General features: G+C 72.7%; 14 protein-coding genes. 4 read left to right on the forward strand and 10 right to left on the reverse strand.

The features are described from left to right. Positions 1-77 precede the first annotated feature (77 nt). The 6 genes from ELQ39_RS02255 to ELQ39_RS02280 form a co-directional block, all read right to left on the reverse strand. The gene (locus tag ELQ39_RS02255) at positions 78-2,144 is read right to left on the reverse strand and encodes an iron ABC transporter permease (protein WP_242590807.1); all 2,067 of its coding nucleotides are present in this window, start codon (positions 2,142-2,144) and stop codon (positions 78-80) included. A gap of 3 nt (positions 2,145-2,147) precedes the next feature. Next, positions 2,148-3,128, reverse strand: coding sequence for an ABC transporter substrate-binding protein (locus tag ELQ39_RS02260; protein WP_190002101.1), 981 nt, complete (start codon positions 3,126-3,128; stop codon positions 2,148-2,150). Next, positions 3,125-3,979 (reverse strand): ABC transporter ATP-binding protein, encoded by an 855-nt coding sequence (locus tag ELQ39_RS02265; protein WP_225625710.1) that lies wholly within the window; start codon positions 3,977-3,979, stop codon positions 3,125-3,127. The genes ELQ39_RS02260 and ELQ39_RS02265 overlap by 4 nt, the downstream gene beginning before the upstream one ends. A gap of 91 nt (positions 3,980-4,070) precedes the next feature. Further along, the gene (locus ELQ39_RS02270; protein ID WP_242590808.1) at positions 4,071-5,222 is read right to left on the reverse strand and encodes a spore photoproduct lyase family protein; all 1,152 of its coding nucleotides are present in this window, start codon (positions 5,220-5,222) and stop codon (positions 4,071-4,073) included. A 314-nt stretch (positions 5,223-5,536) separates the two neighbouring features. Next, positions 5,537-7,813, reverse strand: a complete 2,277-nt coding sequence (locus tag ELQ39_RS02275; protein ID WP_242590809.1) for a catalase — start codon at positions 7,811-7,813, stop codon at positions 5,537-5,539. 308 nt (positions 7,814-8,121) lie between these two features. Further along, the gene (locus tag ELQ39_RS02280; protein ID WP_190002097.1) at positions 8,122-8,352 is read right to left on the reverse strand and encodes a hypothetical protein; all 231 of its coding nucleotides are present in this window, start codon (positions 8,350-8,352) and stop codon (positions 8,122-8,124) included. Between the two features lie 183 nt (positions 8,353-8,535). Between ELQ39_RS02280 and ELQ39_RS02285 the strand changes: the two genes are divergently transcribed. Further along, positions 8,536-9,009 carry a carboxymuconolactone decarboxylase family protein gene (locus tag ELQ39_RS02285; RefSeq protein ID WP_225625708.1) on the forward strand — a complete coding sequence of 158 codons (474 nt, stop codon included), beginning with the start codon at positions 8,536-8,538 and terminating at the stop codon, positions 9,007-9,009. A gap of 46 nt (positions 9,010-9,055) precedes the next feature. Here the strand turns inward: ELQ39_RS02285 and ELQ39_RS02290 are convergent, their stop codons facing one another. From ELQ39_RS02290 to ELQ39_RS02305, 4 genes are read right to left on the reverse strand one after another with little or no spacing between them, the layout of a single operon-like run. Further along, positions 9,056-10,966, reverse strand: a complete 1,911-nt coding sequence (locus ELQ39_RS02290) for an amylo-alpha-1,6-glucosidase (protein WP_242590810.1) — start codon at positions 10,964-10,966, stop codon at positions 9,056-9,058. Continuing rightward, complete coding sequence (locus tag ELQ39_RS02295) at positions 10,963-12,414, reverse strand: MGH1-like glycoside hydrolase domain-containing protein (protein ID WP_242590811.1); 1,452 nt, start codon at positions 12,412-12,414, stop codon at positions 10,963-10,965. The genes ELQ39_RS02290 and ELQ39_RS02295 overlap by 4 nt, the downstream gene beginning before the upstream one ends. Then, positions 12,411-13,211, reverse strand: coding sequence for a sugar phosphate isomerase/epimerase family protein (locus ELQ39_RS02300; protein ID WP_190002094.1), 801 nt, complete (start codon positions 13,209-13,211; stop codon positions 12,411-12,413). Before ELQ39_RS02300 ends, ELQ39_RS02295 begins: the two co-directional genes overlap by 4 nt. Before the next feature lie 19 nt (positions 13,212-13,230). Beyond that, positions 13,231-14,277, reverse strand: coding sequence for a zinc-dependent alcohol dehydrogenase (locus tag ELQ39_RS02305; RefSeq protein WP_242590812.1), 1,047 nt, complete (start codon positions 14,275-14,277; stop codon positions 13,231-13,233). Between the two features lie 127 nt (positions 14,278-14,404). Between ELQ39_RS02305 and ELQ39_RS02310 the strand changes: the two genes are divergently transcribed. The 3 genes from ELQ39_RS02310 to ELQ39_RS02320 are packed head-to-tail and all read left to right on the forward strand — an operon-like array spanning position 14,405 to position 17,746. Continuing rightward, entirely contained in the window at positions 14,405-15,811 is a 1,407-nt protein-coding gene (locus tag ELQ39_RS02310) for an ABC transporter substrate-binding protein (RefSeq protein ID WP_242590813.1), read from the forward strand. A gap of 34 nt (positions 15,812-15,845) precedes the next feature. Then, positions 15,846-16,865, forward strand: a complete 1,020-nt coding sequence (locus ELQ39_RS02315) for a carbohydrate ABC transporter permease (RefSeq protein ID WP_242590814.1) — start codon at positions 15,846-15,848, stop codon at positions 16,863-16,865. After that, the gene (locus tag ELQ39_RS02320; RefSeq protein WP_242590815.1) at positions 16,862-17,746 is read left to right on the forward strand and encodes a carbohydrate ABC transporter permease; all 885 of its coding nucleotides are present in this window, start codon (positions 16,862-16,864) and stop codon (positions 17,744-17,746) included. The genes ELQ39_RS02315 and ELQ39_RS02320 overlap by 4 nt, the downstream gene beginning before the upstream one ends. Positions 17,747-17,750: the final 4 nt, after the last annotated feature.

Consider the following 17,750-nt stretch of genomic DNA (forward strand, 5'->3'; position numbering starts at 1 on the left):
CACCGCGAGACACCGCGGGCCTCGCGGCCGGGGCGACAACTCCCCGCCGCGAGGCCCGCGGTGACCTCCCGCGTCCGTCAACGCCGGGCGCGCACCAGCACGTAGAGGAAGTACGGCGTGCCGATCACCGCCGTCATCAGGCCGGCGCCCAGCTGCGCCGGGGCGATGACGGTGCGGCCCAGCAGGTCCGCCGTGCACACGAGCACGGCTCCCAGCAGCACCGCGACCGGCAGCACCCGGGTGTGCCGGCGGCCGACCAGGGCGCGCGCGGCGTGCGGGGCCACCAGGCCGACGAAGCCGATGGTGCCCGCCGCGGCCACGGCGGTCGCCGTGAGCAGCACGCTCAGCACGAGGAAGCCGAGCCGGCCCCGCGCGAGGTCCAGGCCCAGGAGCCTCGGCGTGTCCTCGTCCAGGGAGACCAGGTCGAGCTCCCGGTGCCGTACGCCCGCCACCGCCACGCCGGCCGCGAGCACCGCCGCGAGGGGCAGCACGTCGGGCAGCTCACGGCCGTAGGTGGAGCCCGACAGCCAGGTGAGCGCCTTCGTGGCGTTGAACGGGTCGGTGAGCACGATCAGCAGGCTGATCACGGCGGTCGTCCCGGACGCAACGCCGATGCCGACGAGCACCAGCCGGTTCTGCTGGAAGCCTCCGCGCGCCGCGAGACCGAACACCAGGACCGCGGTGAGCGCGGACCCGGCGAAGGCCGCCGCGGACACGCTCCAGCCCCCGGCCATCGGGACGGTGGTCACGAGGATCACCGCGCCGAGCGCCCCGCCGCCGGAGACGCCGAGGACGGCGGGTTCCGCGAGCGGGTTGCGGGTCACGGCCTGGACGAGCGTGCCGGCCAGTGCGAGGGCGGCGCCGGCGAGGAGCGCGGCGAGCACCCGCGGGGTGCGGGTGTCCAGGACGAAGGAGACGGTCCGGCCCGCGTTGCCCTGCGCCCAGTTGGCCACGTCGCCCAGCAGCAGCTTGTGGTCGCCGAGCAGCAGCCCCGCGACGGCGACGCCGGCCAGGGCGAACACCAGCGTCACGAGCGTGACGAGGAAGACCGTGCGGCTGCGGATGCTGAGCCGGTCGGGTGCGGCGGCGCCGCCGGTGTCGCGCAGCCGGGCCGCCATCACCACCAGGAACGCCGCCCCCACGAAGCTGGTGACCACGCCGGTGGGCACCGCGACGGCGGTGTCGGCGTCGATCAGCGCGCGCAGCAGCACGTCCGCGCCGAGCACCAGCGCGGCGCCGACGAGACCGGTGACGGGGGCGCCGACGCGCAGCCGCCGTACGCCGCGGACCCAGCGGGCGAGTGGGCGGGCGAGCGCCGGGGCGCACAGGCCGACGAAGCCGATCGGTCCCGCGAGGGTGACGGCCGCGGCGGACAGCAGCGTCGCCAGCACGACGGCCGTGACGCGGGTGGCCCGCACCGGCACGCCGAGGCCGCGCGCGGTGTCGTCGCCGAGCGCGAGGGCGTCCACCCGCCGCGCGACGAGGAACAGTCCGGCGAGCCCGATGACGACGACCGGCAGCATCTGCAGCACGCCGTCGAAGCCGTTCTGGCCGATGCTGCCCTGGTTCCACTGGTAGAGGCCCTCGGTCTCCTCCGGGAACAGCAGGAGCAGCCCTTCGGTGACGGCCGTCAGACCGAGCGCGAGCGCTGTGCCGGCCAGCACGAGCCGTACGGTGCCCGCGCCGAGTCCGGACAGGCCGAGGACGACGGCCGCCGCCCCCAGACCGCCCGCGAAGGCGATGGCCGAGGAGGCGATCAGCGGCAGCGACAGGCCGGTGACGGCGACGACGCCGAGGGCGAAGTAGGAGCCCGCGTTGACGGCGAGGGTGTCGGGGGACGCCAGGACGTTGCGGCTGACGGCCTGGAGAGCGAGGCCCGCGACGCCGAGGGCGGCGCCCACGAGCAGCCCCGCCGCCGTCCGGGGCAGCCGCGAGGCGATGACGACGGACGCGTCGCCCGGGTCTGCCCGGCCGGTGAGGGCCTTGAGGACCTCGGCCGGGCCGACCGCGGCCGTGCCCTGGGTGATGTCGACGACGGCGAGGGCGGCGACCAGGAGCACGAGCGCGGTCGTCACCGCGGCCGCGCCCGCCCGGGACGGAACCGTCTCCGGGCGGACGGTGGGAGGGGTGGCGGTGACGGCCATCGGCTACTTCGTCAGCGCCGCGACGAGGGCGTCGACGTAACGCTCCATCGAACCGGTGCCGCCGAACATCCAGATGCCGTCGTCCAGGCGGTGCACGTCGCCGGACTTCACGAACGGCAGCGACTTCCACACGGAGTTGTTCTTCAGCTCGTTGCCGAACGGGTCGCTGGCGGCGTCCTGCTCGTTGCCGATGTAGGCGAACTGCACCTTGCCCAGGGCGGTCAGGCCCTCGACGTCGGTCGCGGCGAGACCGTACGCCGCGTCGCCCTTGAGCTTCCAGGCGTTCTTCAGGCCGAGCCGTTCGTTGACGCCGCCGATGAGCGAGCCGGAGGTGTAGGGGCGCACGGAGACCTGGTTGGAGACGACGTAGCCGTCGGAGAAGGCGATCCCGGCGCCCTTCAGGCCGGCCTCCTCGAGGGCCTTGGCGCCCTCGGCGAGCTTGGCGTCGAAGTCCTTCTTCAGGGTGGTGGCCTGCTCGGTGGTGCCGGTGGCCTTCGCGATGAGGTCGAGGTTCTCCAGCATCTGCCCGACCGGGTCGGAGGCGTCCGCGGACTTCACCTCCAGGACCGGGGCGATCTTCCTCAGCTGCTGGACGACGCTGGGCTGGAGGTCGGTGGTGGCGACGATGAGGTCGGGGTTCAGCGACGCGATGGTGTCCGTGCTGGGCTCGCCGCGGGTGCCGATGTCCTTGGCGTCGTTGGTGAGCGGTACGGCGCTGTTCCAGGTCTTGTAGCCCTTGACGTCGGCCACGCCGACGGGCTCCACTCCGAGCGAGAGGAGGTGCTCGACGACGTTCCACTCGGTGCCGACGACCTTCTTGGCGGGGCCGTCGAGTTCCACCTTCGCGCCGGACGCGTCGGTGAGGGTGATGGGCTCGGCCGACGCCTTGGGCGCTTCGTCGGCCGCGGGTTCGGTGGTGCCGCAGGCGGCGAGCAGCAGGGCAGCGGCGGCGGCCAGGGGCGCGGTGCGCAGGAGGCGTCTCATGAGGTGGTGCTGAGCCTTTCGCTTCGGGTGTGGTGACGGCCGAGGGCACGGGTGCGCAGACGGCCGGTGAGGGGGTCGGTGTCGACCTCGATGCGGATGCCGTAGACGCCGGTCAGCCGCTCGGGGGTGAGGACGTCCTCGGGTGCTCCCTCGGCGACGACGCGTCCGTCCGCCAGGAGCACGATGCGGTCGGCGACGGCGGCCGCCTGGTCGAGGTCGTGCAGCACGACCCCGACGGCGATGCCCTGGTCGTCCGCCAGATCGCGTACGAGGTCGAGGAGTTCGACCTGGTAGCGCAGGTCGAGGTAGGTGGTGGGCTCGTCGAGGAGCAGCACGCCGGTCTCCTGGGCGAGGCAGCCGGCCAGCCAGACGCGCTGGAGCTGTCCGCCGGAGAGGTGCTCGGCGCCGCGGTCGGCGAGGTCGGTGACGCCGGTGAGGGCGAGGGCGCGGTCCACGGCGGCCCGGCCGCCCGGGTCGGTGCCGCCCCAGCGGCCGCGGTGCGGGTAGCGGCCGAACTCCACGACGTCTCGCACGCTGAGGCCGCTGGGCGTGGGCCTGCTCTGCAGCAGCAGCGCGACGTGGCGGGCGAACTCCCGGGGGCCGAGCGCGAGCGCGTCGGTGGCGGCGTCGAGCGTGAGCACGGCGTGTCGGGGGCGCTGGAGCCGGGCGACGGTACGCAGCAGGGTCGACTTGCCGCTGCCGTTGGGGCCGACGAGGGCGGTCACCTCGCCGGGGCGCAGCGTCAGCTCCGCGTCGTGCACGACGTCCGTGCCGTCGTACGCCACGGTCACGCCGGTGGCCGCCAGTTCATGCCCTCGCAGACCCGAGGACGCGTCTTCACCTGGAATCACGCGGCAAGGTTAGCCTACCCTTAATTCGCGTGACAGGGGGGTGACCTGCGGGGGCGCGCGGGCGCCGGGGCGCGTCCGGGCGTGCGGGGGGTCAGAAGGCGTAGCGCACGCCCAGCCACGGGGTACGGCGCTCGATGAGGCCGCGGAGCTCCGCGAGGGCCTGGCGTTTGACGCCCGCGCGGTAGCGGAGGTTCAGGGCGCCGTTCTGCGACCGCTTCGTCTCCTGCAGCTCGGGCTGCCACAGGACGTCCTCGCCGCGCGGGTGCCAGCGGAGGTTGACCTCGTGCAGGCCGGCGTTGTGGGTGAGCATGATGACCTCGGCCAGCGCCTGGCGCTTCACCCGTTCGGGCAGGACGTCGTCCATCTGCCGCAGCAGTTCGTCCCACGCGTCCTGCCAGCCGGGGCGGATCACGACAGGTGACAGGTTGAGGTGCACCTCGTAACCCGCGTCGAGGAAGTCCGCGGCGGCGGCGATCCGCCGGTCCACCGGGCTGGTGCGCAGATCCAGCAGGCGGGAGTCGTCGGCCGGCATCACCGAGAAGCGGATGCGGGTCCGGCCGCGGGGGTCCAGCTCCAGCAGGTCCGGGTTGACGAACTTGGTCGCGAACGACGCCTTCGCGGTGGGCCAGTCGCGGAAGGCGCGGATCAGGTCGGCGGTGTTGTCGCAGATCAGGGCGTCGACCGAGCAGTCGCCGTTCTCCCCGATGTCGTACACCCACGCCTCGGGGTCGCACTGGTTGGGCTCCGTCTTGGGGCCCTGCGCGGCGACGTGACGGCCGAGGTGGGCGACGAGCGCGTCGATGTTCGTGAAGAGGGTGATGGGGTTGGCGAAGCCCTTGCGGCGGGGGACGTAGCAGTAGACGCAGGAGAGGGCGCAGCCGTTGGAGGGACCGGGGGCGATCCAGTCCGCGGAGCGGCCGTTGGGGCGGGTGGTGAGCTTCTTCCTCACGCCGAGAACGAGGGTCTCCCGCTTGACGCGCATCCAGCGGTCTGCGCTGCCCTCGTTGCCGTGCAGATCGGGGATGCGCCAGTGGGAGGGGACCTCCACGAGGCGGGCCTCGGGGAAGCGGGCGAGGATCTGACGGCCTCGGGGGGAGGCGGCGGCGGCCGGTTCGGCGTGGATCTCCTTCACCGCGAGGACGCGGTGCGCTTCGCGGGAGTCGCGGAAACGGGAGGAGGTCGGTTCGACCGACTCCGGGTGAGGCATCTCGTCGATGCCGAAGAGGGGCTCTTGGTGGGGCATGGGGCCGGCTTCCGCGGTGGGGGGTGGCTGACGTAGCCGTCGTCTCCAGGGTACGGCTGTGACCGCCGGGTCCTGACGTCGTCGGCTGCGGGCCGGTGAGGGCTGGTCGCGCAGTTCCCCGCGCCCCTGAGGGGTGGCACCGGTCCGATACCGGGTGCGGGCCCGGTGGGGGCTTGGCGCGCCGTTCCCCGCCCCCTGACGGTGTGCACACACGGCGAGTGCAGCCCACCCGAGGGGCGCAGAGAACCGCGCGAACAGCCACGACGCACCCGCACCCGCCCGCACAGGGCCCGCACCCGCCCCTCGGGCGCCCCTCAGGCCCCCGGCGTGAACCGTTCCCACACCCGGTGGGAGGCCAGCAGCGTGCGGACCTGGTCCAGGGCCGACGGGCCGGAGCCCGTCACCACGACACCCGGCGCGTCGACGGGAACGCCCGCCGATTCCAGAGCGGCCTCACCCCCCGCCCACGCCCCGATCGCCTTCCCGTGCCGGAACGCCTCCTGGAGCAGCTGCACGACCCGCGGGTCCGGCGCGGCCGGCGGAGCCCCCGGCGCACCCTTGCCGTCCGTCGCCCCCGGCGCGTCCGGACCCGCGGCCGGCGGCCCGGCGACCAGCACCGCGTCGAACTCGATCGACCGCGCCGTGACGTGGCTGCGCTGGGCCGTCAGGGCGTGGTCGCCCGTACCGACCGTGCCGCCCGTTGGCGCGACGACCAGCGGGATCATGCCGGCCTCCAGCACGGCGTCCCGCACCGCGTGCACGCCCTCCAGGTCCCCGTCGGGACCGGTGAGGATGCCGATGACGCGTCCGTCGACCGGCCACGTCCCGCCGATCTGGGACAGCGCCGGGCTCGGCTCGACGTCGGCGAGCGGCACCGTCGGCTCCGGCGCGGGCAGCCCGAGACCGTCGGCCACCCGGGAGCACAGCTCGGGGTCGATGTTGGCCAGCACCTGGAGGGTCCGCACGCGGATGGCCTCCTCGTAGCACTTGCCCAGCTCGAAGATGTACGCGCCGATGATGTGCTCGCGCTCCACCGGGCTCATGGAGAGCCAGAAGCGGCGGGGCTGGCTGAAGTGGTCGGAGAACGACTCCGGCGCCTCGCGCACCTTCCGTCCCTCGGGGACGGTCACCGGCGTCTCGACGTAGGCGCCCATGTCGGCGCCCGCGGTGAACGGGCAGCCGCCGTCGAGGGAGTTGGGCTGGTAGGGCGCGACACCCCGGTGCACGGCCGTCTGGTGCATGCCGTCGCGCAGCATGTCGTTGACCGGCGCGTGCGGCCGGTTGATGGGCAGCTGCGGGAAGTTGGGACCGCCGAGCCGGGTGATCTGCGTGTCGAGGTAGGAGAACAGCCGGCCGGCGAGCAGCGGGTCGTCGGTGACGTCGATACCGGGCACGAGGTGGCCGACGTGGAAGGCGACCTGCTCGGTCTCCGCGAAGAAGTTCGACGGGTTGCGGTTGAGCGTCATCAGCCCGACCGGCTGCACCGGCGCCAGCTCCTCCGGCACGATGTTCGTCGGGTCCAGCAGGTCGATTCCCTCGAAGGTCTGGTCGGGGGTGTCGGGGAAGGTCTGGATGCCCAGTTCCCACTGCGGGTACGCGCCCGCCTCGATGGCGTCGGCGAGGTCCCGGCGGTGGAAGTCGGGGTCGTTGCCGTTGATGAGCTGCGCCTCGTCCCACAGCAGGGAGTGCACGCCCAGCTTGGGCTTCCAGTGGAACTTCACCAGGGTGGTCCTGCCCTCCGCGTTGACGAGGCGGAAGGTGTGGACGCCGAAACCCTCCATCATCCGGTACGAGCGCGGGATGCCGCGGTCGCCCATGAAGAAGATGGTGTGGTGGGTGGCCTCGGTGTGCAGTGAGACGAAGTCCCAGAAGGTGTCGTGGGCGCTCTGGGCCTGCGGGATCTCCCTGTCGGGGTGCGGCTTGGCGGCGTGCACGACGTCGGGGAACTTGATGGCGTCCTGGATGAAGAAGACCGGGATGTTGTTGCCGACCAGGTCGAAGACGCCCTCGCTGGTGTAGAACTTCGTCGCGAAGCCCCGGGTGTCGCGCACGGTGTCGGCGGAGCCGCGAGAGCCGACGACGGTGGAGAAGCGCACGAAGACCGGCGTCTCGACGTCGGGGGCGAGGAACCCGGCCTTGGTCACCGAGGCGGCCGTGCCGTAGCTCTGGAAGACGCCGTGCGCGCCCGCGCCGCGGGCGTGGACCACGCGCTCCGGGATGCGCTCGTGGTCGAAGTGCATGATCTTCTCGCGCAGATGGTGGTCCTGGAGCAGGACCGGGCCGCGCGGGCCCGCCTTGAGCGAGTGGTCGGTGTCGTACAGCCGGGTGCCCTGGGCGTTCGTCAGGTGGCTGCCGGACTGGGCCATGCGCGCCTGGTCGGCGCCCGTGGGGGAACCGGTGGGCGAGACGGTGGCCGGCCCGCTCTGGTCGGGCTTGGGCGGCAGCGGCTCACGGGGTTCCACCGGCCGCTCCACCGTGGGCGGTTCGGGGGCGGGACGGCCGGGGATGCCGTCCGCCGGGGCCGACGTGCCGCCCTGGAGGGACTCGGCGACCTTCTTGGCGGCACGACGGACGGGATTGGCCTCGCTCATGGATGAATGCTCCTCCGCTTCGGACCGGCCACGACCAAGTGGCCGTGCTGCTTCACTTGCCGACTGCGGGTGACCTCGGGACGCAAGGTGAAGGGAACGTCGACCCCCGTCAACGTCTCATGGCTCGTTGTCCCTCGCAGGAGACGCCGGCCGATGGAGTGACCTCGGGCCCCCGGCCCCCGCGTCACGCCGTCCGGGTCTCCGCGCACCTTCCCTCCCGGTGATCCGACCGCTCCCGCCGCGTACCCCTCACACCGGTTTCAAGGCACATCGATTTCTCGCCGAAGCACGTCGAGGGTGGTCCGGGGTCAGAAGAGCTGCCCCTGCCGCCCGTCGGGGGCGGTGGTCCGGCGCGGGGTGCGGCGCGGGGCGGGACGGCGCTCCGGGACCTCGTCACCGAAGAGCGGCGCGGTGCCGTACTCGTCCGGCTCTGCGGGGACGACGACGGGGCCGGTGCCCACGTTGAGGCAGAGCGGGGCCTCGCTGTCGAAGTCCCCGGGCGTCATCGCCGTCCAGTCGCGTTCCCGACGCTCGCCCACCCGGCACCCCCGCTCCCCGTCCACCCGGAAAGGTTATCGGGAGGTCCGGTGCCCGCCGGACGCCGCGTCGTACGACGCCACGGGACGATGAGACGTAGGTCACACACCGAGGGCTGTCACACATCGCGGGGCCGTTCCGTCAGTGAAGCGACACCGTCACCACGGACCGACCTTGGAGAACACATGAACGCGCGTATCGACTTCTTCGCCAACCCCGTCGCCGGCAAGGTGCTGCGGCACATCAACTCGGCGGGCAAGGCGGCGGGGGACGCCGGTCTGCCGCACGCCACCCAGGAGCTGGTGAAGATCCGCGCCAGCCAGATCAACGGCTGCGGCTTCTGCACCGACATGCACACCAAGGACGCCGCCGCCGCGGGCGAGACCCAGCTGCGTCTCAACCTGGTCGCCACCTGGCGCGAGGCCACCGTCTTCACGGAGGCGGAGCGCGCCGCGCTCGAACTGGCCGAGCAGGGCACCCGCATCGCGGACGCGGCCGGCGGGGTCAGCGACGAGGCGTGGGCCGACGCCGCGAAGCACTACGACGAGGACCAGCTCGCCGCGCTGATCTCGCTGATAGCGATCATCAACGCCTACAACCGGATCAACGTCATCAACCAGCAGCCCGCGGGCGACTACCAGCCCGGCCAGTTCGGCTGACGCCTCCGCCGGAAGGGGCCCCTCCCGGTAGGAGGGGCCCCTTCCGCTACACCTGGCCGAGCGCCGTGCGCAGGGCTGCCGGGGTGGCCGCCGCCCACGCCTGCGGCGAGCAGGAGTGCGGGTACGGCACCGGGGCGGGGGCGTCCGCGCGGCCGTAGCCGGCGAACACCTCGGGCAGTCGGTAGCCGCAGCGGGCAGCGGCCGCGGCGAGTCCGTCGGCGAGGGCGCGCACCTCGTCGCCGAGGCCGTACCGGGCGAGACCCAGGGCGATCAGGGCGTTGTCGTGCGGCCAGACGCTGCCGCAGTGGTACGACAGCGGGTGGTAGGGCGCCTGCCCGCTCGCGAGGGTCCGCACGGCCCAGCCGGAGAAGAAGTCCGGCTCCAGCAGCCGCCGCCCGGTGGCGCGGGCCCGCTCCTCGTCGAGGATGCCCGACCACAGCAGATGGCCCGCGTCCGAGCCCAGGGCGTCGGCCTGCCGGCCGGCGCCGTCCAGGGCCAGCGCGGGGAAGCCCGCCTCCGGCATCCAGAAGTCCCGCAGGAAGCGCTCGCGCAGTCCGGCCGCGAGGTCGTCCAGGCGGCGGGCGTAGTCCTCGTCGTCCCAGACGTCCCTGGCCAGCCGGGCGGTGCGCAGCAACGCGTCGTAGGCGTAGCCCTGCACCTCGGAGACGGCGAGGGGGCCCTCGGCGACGGTGCCGTCGGCGAAGCAGACGGAGCCCGGGGAGTCCTTCCAGTTCTGGTTGAGCAGGCCGCCCGGGTCCGGGGTGTAGACGAGGTAGCCGCGCTCCCGCAGTCCCCCGTCGGTGAGCATCCAGTCGACGGCGCGGCGCGCGTGCTGCTCCAGGCGCACAGCGAGCGTGCGGTCGCCGGTGGTCTCGTGGTGGGCGTGCAGCAGGACCAGGAACAGGGGCGTGGCGTCGACGGTGCCGTAGTAGCGCCCGTAGGGGATCTGCCGGAAGTGGGCGAGTTCGCCCCTGCGGACCTCGTGGACGATGCGGCCGGGCTGCTCGCCGCGGAACGCGTCATAGGTCTGCCCCTGGGTGGCGGCGAGGGCGCTGAGCGTGGCCGCCGCGGTCCCCGGCGCGTAGGGCAGCAGGAAGTGCGAGGTGAGGAGGGAGTCCCGGCCGAACAGGGTGAGGAACCAGGGGCTGCCGGCCGCGGGGACCGCGAGGTCCTCGCCGTCGACGCCGGCGGCGTGGACGGTCAGCAGGTCGAGATCGGTCATGCCCTGGTCGAAGGCGCGGTCCAGGTCGGACGCGCCGGGCCCCGGGGCCTGCCGGGCCCGGGCCGGCTTGCGGGGGACGGGCGGTACGGGGGCGTGCGGGCGGGCGTGCACGATCAGGCGCAGCTCGGCCCGGCCGTGCGGCTCCAGGGCGAGCCGCCAGCGCAGGGTGCGGGCGGTGCCGCCGTCCGGCGTCTCGCGCACGAAGTCGGGGGCGGGGGCGCACTCCACGACCGTACGGGAGTGCCAGTCGTCCCTGCGGTAGTCGAACCGCACGCCCCCCTGCACCGGCCGGGCGCTGTGCTCGGCGCCCGGCCGTTCGTACGTCCGTCCGTCGGCGCGGAGTTCGAAGAGGTCGGCGAAGTCCGCGTCCGCGGTGAGCTCCAGCTCGGCGGTGACCGGCTCGGGGAGGTTGCTGACGAAGGCCAGGCGCTCGGTGAGGATCCCGCCGGTCACGCTCTGGTCGCGGAACACCGTGTAGGCGGGAGGCGCCTCACGGGTGCCGGGAGGTGTGAGGACGCTGACGGACGAGGCGCCGGCCGGGTCCTCCTCGGCGGGCCGGAGCGTGACCGGCGCGGACCCGGCGACGCGGAGCTGCCAGCGGCTGAGGTGGCGCGCGTCGTGGGCGAACAGTCCGTCCGGCGCGGTGCCGCCCACGCCGTCGATGTCGCCGGCCGGGCCCAGTCGGGCGAGCGTGCCGTCGCACACGAGCTGCACGCGCCCGGTGGTCTCGGTCATCGGGAAAGCTCCTCCTGGTCGGTGAGCGGCAGGCCGGGCCCGGTGAGCGCCGCGTCCGGGGCGTGGTCGGCCGGCGGCAGGTCCGGCTCGTGACCCGTGTGGAGCAGGTCCAGGGCCAGGGCGGCCGTCCAGGAGAACTGGCGGGCGCCGCGGCCCTCGCCGGTCAGCGGGTCGACGTACTCGGCGAAGCCGGTGCGTCCGGCCTCCGCGACCAGCGCCTCGCGCAGGCTCCGGGCACGCGCGTCCCGGCCGTGCGTGCGCAGCCCCCGTTCGACGAGCCAGGCGGTGTTGAACCAGGCGGGGCCGCGCCAGTAGCGCGTGGCGTCGAAGGTCGGCCCGGTCAGGTCGTTGCTGGGGACGAGCCCGGTGGCGGGGGCGCGGAAGTGCGGGCCGTCCAGAGTGTCCGTCAGGGCGCCGACGACGTCGGCGGGCAGACCGGGCACGACGAGCGGGAGGAGTCCGGCGATGCCGGTGTGGTCGACGAGGGTGTCCTCGACGAGGTCGCGGGCGCGGAAGATCCCGGCGTCGTCGTCCCAGAGGCGGTCCACGAGCCGGCGGGTCAGCTCGGCGGCGCGTCCGGCGTGGCGGGCGCCGTCCTGTCCGAGGTGGTCCGCCATGCGGGCCAGGGCGAGTTCGCCGGTGACGAGCAGGGCGTTGAAGCCCGGGTCCTCCAGGGCGAACCGGTGGTCGGTGGCCCGGTCGTCGTAACCGGCCGCGCGGTAGGCGGACGCGAGCCGCACGTAGCGGCCGTAGTCCAGGTCGGTGGGACGGTCGGCGGGGTCGCCGTGGTCGAGGTCGGCGCGGCGGAAGGTGTCGGCGGCCGGTTCGACGCGGGCGAGGGCACGGTCCCAGGCGGGGCTGTTGTCCATGCCGGGTTCCCACGGGTGGACTACCGCCGCCAGTCCCCCGCCGCCGAGGTCACGATGGGTCAGGAGGTAGTCGTGCCAGGCGGTGAGGCGGGGCAGCACGCGCGCCAGGAAGCCGCGCCGGGCGGACTCGGCGGGGTCGGCGCAGTGCACCAGCCAGGCGGCGAGGGCGTGCACGGGTGGCTGCACGATGCCGGAGGTCTCGGGCGCGGCGGGGGCGCCCGCTGCGTGGCCCGCGCGGGAGGACTGCCAGAAGTCGGGGCTCGGGAAGTAGGCCCCGTACGGGACGTCGGGGTTGAAGACGATGTGCGGGAGGCGTCCGTCGGCCCACTGGCCGGCCAGCAGGGACTCCAGTTCCTGCTGGGCGCGGCGCACGGAGAGGTGGCGCAGGCCGATGGCGATGAACGCCGAGTCCCAGCTCCACTGGTGGGGGTAGAGGGTGCGGGAGGGGACGGTGGAGGCGCCGGTCCAGTTGCCGAGGAGGACCCGCGCCGCGCCGCGCCGCAGTGTCAGGTGGTCTGCGGGCGCGGCGGGCGCGGGCCGGTCGAGGGGGGTCTGCCGGTCGAGGAGGGTGGTCTTCACGCGCCGGACCTCTTCAGGAAGGCGGGGACGGAGCGGACGGCCTCCTCGGGGTCGCCGGTGAGCCGGCATTCCAGGGCGAGGTGCCCGTCGTAGCCGATGGCGTGCAGGGCGGTGAGCCAGGCGCGCCAGTCGAGGTGGCCGGCGCCGGGCTGGAAGCGGTTGGAGTCGGAGACCTGCGCGTGGCCGATGAGGCCGGCGTGGGCGAGGATCGCGGCGGCGGGGTCGGACTCCTCGATGTTCATGTGGTAGCTGTCGATGCCGATCCGTATCGAGTCCAGGCCGGTGGCGCGGATCAGGTCGGCGGCCTGGTCGAGGCGGTTGACCATGTGGTCCTCGTAGCGGTTGAGCGGTTCGAGGAAGAGCGTGACACCTTCCCGGCGCGCGTGCTCGCCGAGTTCGGTCAGACCGGCGAGGAGGATCTCGCGGTCCTCGGCCTCGCTGCGCGGCGGTTCGAAGGGCGGCAGGCGGCGGGAGAACATGCCGTAGGAGGCGGGGGTCTGGGCGCCGGTTCCGCCGATCTCGGCGATGACGGTGAGCTGGGACTTCATCTGGACGAGGGCGTCGCGGCGCAGGTCCTCGTCGAACGCGCCGAGGAAGTGGAGCATGTCGACGCACACGGTCGGCATGACGACGCCGTCCTTGCGGGCCTGCTTCAGCTCGTCGAGGCGGGAGGCGAAGTGCAGGTCGCCCTTGCCGCGGAGTTCGATCGCGTCGTATCCGGCCTGCTGTGCGAACTCCCATTTGGCCTGGAGGGTGTCTCCGGGCAGGAGTTGCTCCTGTACGGCGGTCTTGAGCATGTGGGGGCCTTTCGGGCTCTCAGAATTCCAGGACGACCTGAAGGGCCTCGGCGGGCCGCTCGTCCAGCAGGACGTAGGCGTCCGCCGCGTCGGCGGCCGGGACGACGTGGCTGACCAGGGAGGTGACGTCGACCTGGCCCTCGGCGACCAGCCGCAGGAAGGTGCGCTGGAGTCGGTCGACGCTCCAGCGCCCGGAGAGCTGGGGCGGGACGCCGCCGATCTGGGAGCAGACGAGCTGGACGCGGTTGTGGTGGAACTCGTCGCCGAGCCGGAGGCCGATCCCGTCGCCCTGGTAGAAGCCGGAGGCGACGACGCGTCCGCCGACGGCGACGGAGCGCAGGGCCTCGTGGAGGGCGGGGTAGGCGCCGCTGATCTCGATGGCGAGGTCGGCGCCGCGTCCGCCGGTGGCGTCGCGGACGCGTTCGGCGACCTGATCGGTGCGGGCGTTCAGCGTGGTGTGGGCGCCGTAGCGGCGGGCGGTGCCGAGGCGGCCGTCGAGGGCGTCGACGGCGGTGACGCGGGCGCCGCTCAGCTGGGCCAGGCGGGTGGTCAGCAGGCCGATGACGCCCTGCCCGAAGACGGTCACGTCCTCGCCGAGGTGGACGTCGCCGGCCAGGACCGCGTTGTAGGCGATGGCGCCGACCCGGGCGAAGGCGCCGGCCAGCGGGTCGAGCCCGTCCGGGAGAGTGTGACCGATGACACGTTCGGCGGGGACGATTCCTTCGCTTCGATGTCCCCATATGCCCCATATAAGGTCGCCTGTGACGGGAAGTCCAGGAGTGCCGTCCAACTCCGGGGAGACCTCGACGACCTCGCCGACCTCGGAGTAGCCCCAGCCGGCCACCGGGTACTCGATGCCGGCCGCGCCCTCGTGGAAGAGGCGCGCCTCCGGGTCCCAGGTGCGGGTCAGATACGGGTTCGTGCCGCGGTACGCGGTGAGTTCGGTGCCCGCGGAGATACCCGAGTAGCGGGTGCGCACCCTCAGATGACCCGGCGGCAGGGGTTCTCTCTCGTGCTCGGCGATCTCCACATGACGGGGGCCGGTGAACTGGACGACGCGTTCCACGGATGGCTCTCCGGAGGGTGCGGTGGGTGGGTTGCGTCGACGATAGCTCTTACTTATGTCTTGTCAACAAGCAGAAGTGATGCTGAGATGCGCTGTCAGCAGACGTAAGTCGACACAAGGACGTGCAATGCGCTTGAGGACCCTGCGGTCGCGGATGACCGCGGTCGGCGTCGCGGCAGCCCTGGGAAGCGGGTTGCTGGCCGGCTGTTCCACCGGCGGCACCGGGCCCGGCGCCCCGGACCGCGAGATCAAGGTGTGGTCCCTGGAGAACCTCCCGGACCGGGCCGCGGCGACACGGAAGACCGTCGCCGGGTTCGAGAAGAAGACCGGGATCGACGTCCAGCTCGTCACGGTCGACGAGGGCCAGCTGCCCCAGCTGATCATGTCCGCGGCCGCGGCGGGCGAACTGCCGGACGTCATCGGCGCCGTGCCGATGGGTCAGGTCTGGCAGATGTACAGCAACGGCCTGCTGAACACCGAGATCCCGGAGCAGGTCATCGACGGGCACGGGCGCGACACCTTCAACGCCAACGCCCTCGAGCTGACCTCCGACGGCGCGACCAGCCTCAGCGTCCCCTCCGACTCCTGGCTCCAGCTGCTGGTCTACCGTCAGGACGACTTCGACAGGCGGAAGCTGGCCGCGCCCGACACCTACGAGCGGGCGCTGACCGCCGCGGAGGCCCTCACCACCAAGGGCCACGACGGCGTCTCGGCCGCCACCGACCCCGGCGACGTCTTCACCTCGCAGAGCTTCGAGAGCATCGCCCTCGCCAACGACTGCCAGCTCGTCGACGACGCGCACGAGGTGGCCCTCGACTCACCGCAGTGCCAGACCGCGTTCCGCACCTACGACAAGCTGGCCAGGGAGTACGGCGCCCCCGGCACGCAGACCGTGGACTCCACCCGCGCCACCTACTTCTCGGGGCGGTCCTCGATGATCGTCTGGTCGTCGTTCCTGCTGGACGAGCTGGCCGGCCTGCGCAAGGACGCGCTGCCCAGCTGCGCCGAGTGCCGCCAGGACCCGCGCTACCTGGCCGACCACAGCGGCATCGTCACCGCCATGCGGGGCCCGGACGCCGCCGAGCCCGCGCAGTTCGGCGAGATCACCTCCTGGGTGACGACGAAGACCGCCGAGACGGCCGCCTCCCGCGAGTTCATCCAGTACATGACGAGCGACGGCTACGAATCGTGGTTCGGCATGGCTCCCGAGGGCAAGATCCCGGTCCGGCGCGGCACGCAGGAGGACCCCGACCGCTATCTCGACGCCTGGCGCAACAGCGAGATCGGCGTGGACACCAAGAAGCCGTTCGACGAGGTCTACCCGCCCGCACTGCTCGACCAGCTCGCCGAGGGCATCACCGACCTCCGTCGCTGGGGCATCACCCAGGGCGACGGCGCCCTGGTCGGCGCGACCAACGGCGAACTGCCCGTTCCCAAGGCCGTGGGCGCGATGACCAGCGGCCAGTCCTCGCCCGAGGAGACGGCACGCGAGGCCGACGAAGAGATCTCCGAACTGCAGCAGTCCCTCCAGTAGCAGCCGCCCGCCCGCACGCCACAAAGGTCCTTCCATGACAACAGCCCCCGCCGGCGCGCAGAAGCGCCGGACCCCGCCGCCCCGGCCCACGGGAGGCCCCGGCCGGCCGGGCCGCCGGCCCGCGACCGCGCGCAGCCGCGCCAACCGCGCGGGCCTGGCCTTCGTCTCCCCCACGTTCCTGGTCGTCCTGGTGGTGGTCGTCCTGCCCATCGCCTGGACGGTGCTGCTGGCCTTCCAGGACGCCAAGCTCGTCGACATCCAGGGCATGGGCCTGTTCGGCAACTGGTCTCTGGACAACTTCTCCGACGTGTTCGCCTCGGCCGGTTTCTGGTCGAGCCTGAAGACCACCCTGATCTACACCGCGGGCAGCACCGCCGGCTCCGTGCTGCTCGGGCTGGTCGCCGCGCTCGCGCTGCGCAGGCCGTTCCGCGGGCGCGGCCTGCTGCGGGCCGCGATGCTGCTGCCGTACGTGGCGCCCGTGGTGGCCGTCGCCTTCGTGTGGGAGGTCGCGCTCAGCCCCCAGTACGGCATCGTCAACGACTGGGGCCGCCGCCTGTTCGGCTGGGACGACCCCATCGCCTTCCTCTCCACCCGCGCGTACGAGGTCAGCTTCCTCGGGGCGCACTTCGACATCCCGCTCGCGCTGCTCACCGTCATCGCGTTCGAGTGCTGGCGGTACTTCCCCTTCGCGTTCCTGTTCATCCTCGCCCGGCTCCAGGCCGTGCCCTCCGTGCTGGAGGAGGCCGCGACCGTGGACGGGGCGACGCCGCTGCAGCGCTTCCGGCACATCCTGCTCCCCCAGCTGATGCCGGTGATCGCGCTGCTGTGCGTGCTGCGGTTCATCATGACCTTCAACAAGTTCGACGACGTCTACCTGCTGACCGGCGGCGGCGCCGGCACCGACGTCGCGGCCGTCCGGGTCTACGACTTCCTCACCGCCCGCTACGACGTCGGCGCCGCAGCGGCCCAGGCCCTCGTGCTGGCCGCCTCGCTGATGATCCTGCTGGGCTTCTACTTCAAGTTCTTCGGCAACAAGGTCCAGGAGGAAGCGTGACCGGCAAGACCGCCCTGTCCCGGGCCCAGGTCGAGGACCGCGTCCTCGGCGTCCTGAAGTGGCTGGTGATCGCGTTCCTCGCGGCGATCACCCTGCTGCCCTTCTACTACATGCTCCTGCTGTCCCTGAAGCCCATCGACGCGCTGCTGCTGGACCCCGGGTCGCTGTGGCTGCCGGCGAAGGACTTCACGGTCGCCACGTACCAGGACGTCATGCGCTCCACCGACGCCGGCGGGCAGGGCTTCGTCCGCTTCCTGCTCAACTCGGCGCTGGTGTCGCTGGGTACGGTGCTGCTGACCCTCGCCGCCGCGGTGCCCGGCGCCTATGCGGTGAGCCGGCTGAAGTTCTTCGGGCACCGGCAGGTCAGCGCCCTGTTCCTGGCCGTCTACCTGTTCCCCGCGACGCTGCTCGCCGTCCCGCTGTTCGTGATCTTCGCCAGGATGGGTCTGTCCTCCAGCCTGGTGGGCCTCGCCGTGGTCTACGTGGCGCAGACGGTGCCGGTGTCGGTCTACATGCTGAAGAACTACCTGGTCACCATCCCGTACTCGATCGAGGAGGCGGCGGCGCTGGACGGGTGCAGCAGGCTGCAGACCGTGCGCAAGGTGATCCTGCCGCTCGCGCTGCCCTCGCTGATGGCGACCGGCCTGTACGTCTTCATGATCGCCTGGAACGAGTTCCTCTTCGCCCTGCTGTTCCTGGCCGCCGACCCCGACAAGTGGACGGTGTCGCTGGGTCTCGCGCAGCTCTCCAACGGCGTGGAGGTGCCCAAGACGGTTCTGATGGCCGGTTCGGTGGTGCTGACCATCCCCGTGGTATTCCTGTTCTTCGCCGCCGAACGGCTGCTCACCGAAGGCCTCACCAGCGGCGCCGACAAGAGCTGACGCC

The organism is Streptomyces sp. GB4-14, from assembly GCF_022696125.1.
GTDB classification, from domain to species: Bacteria; Actinomycetota; Actinomycetes; order Streptomycetales; family Streptomycetaceae; genus Streptomyces; species Streptomyces werraensis.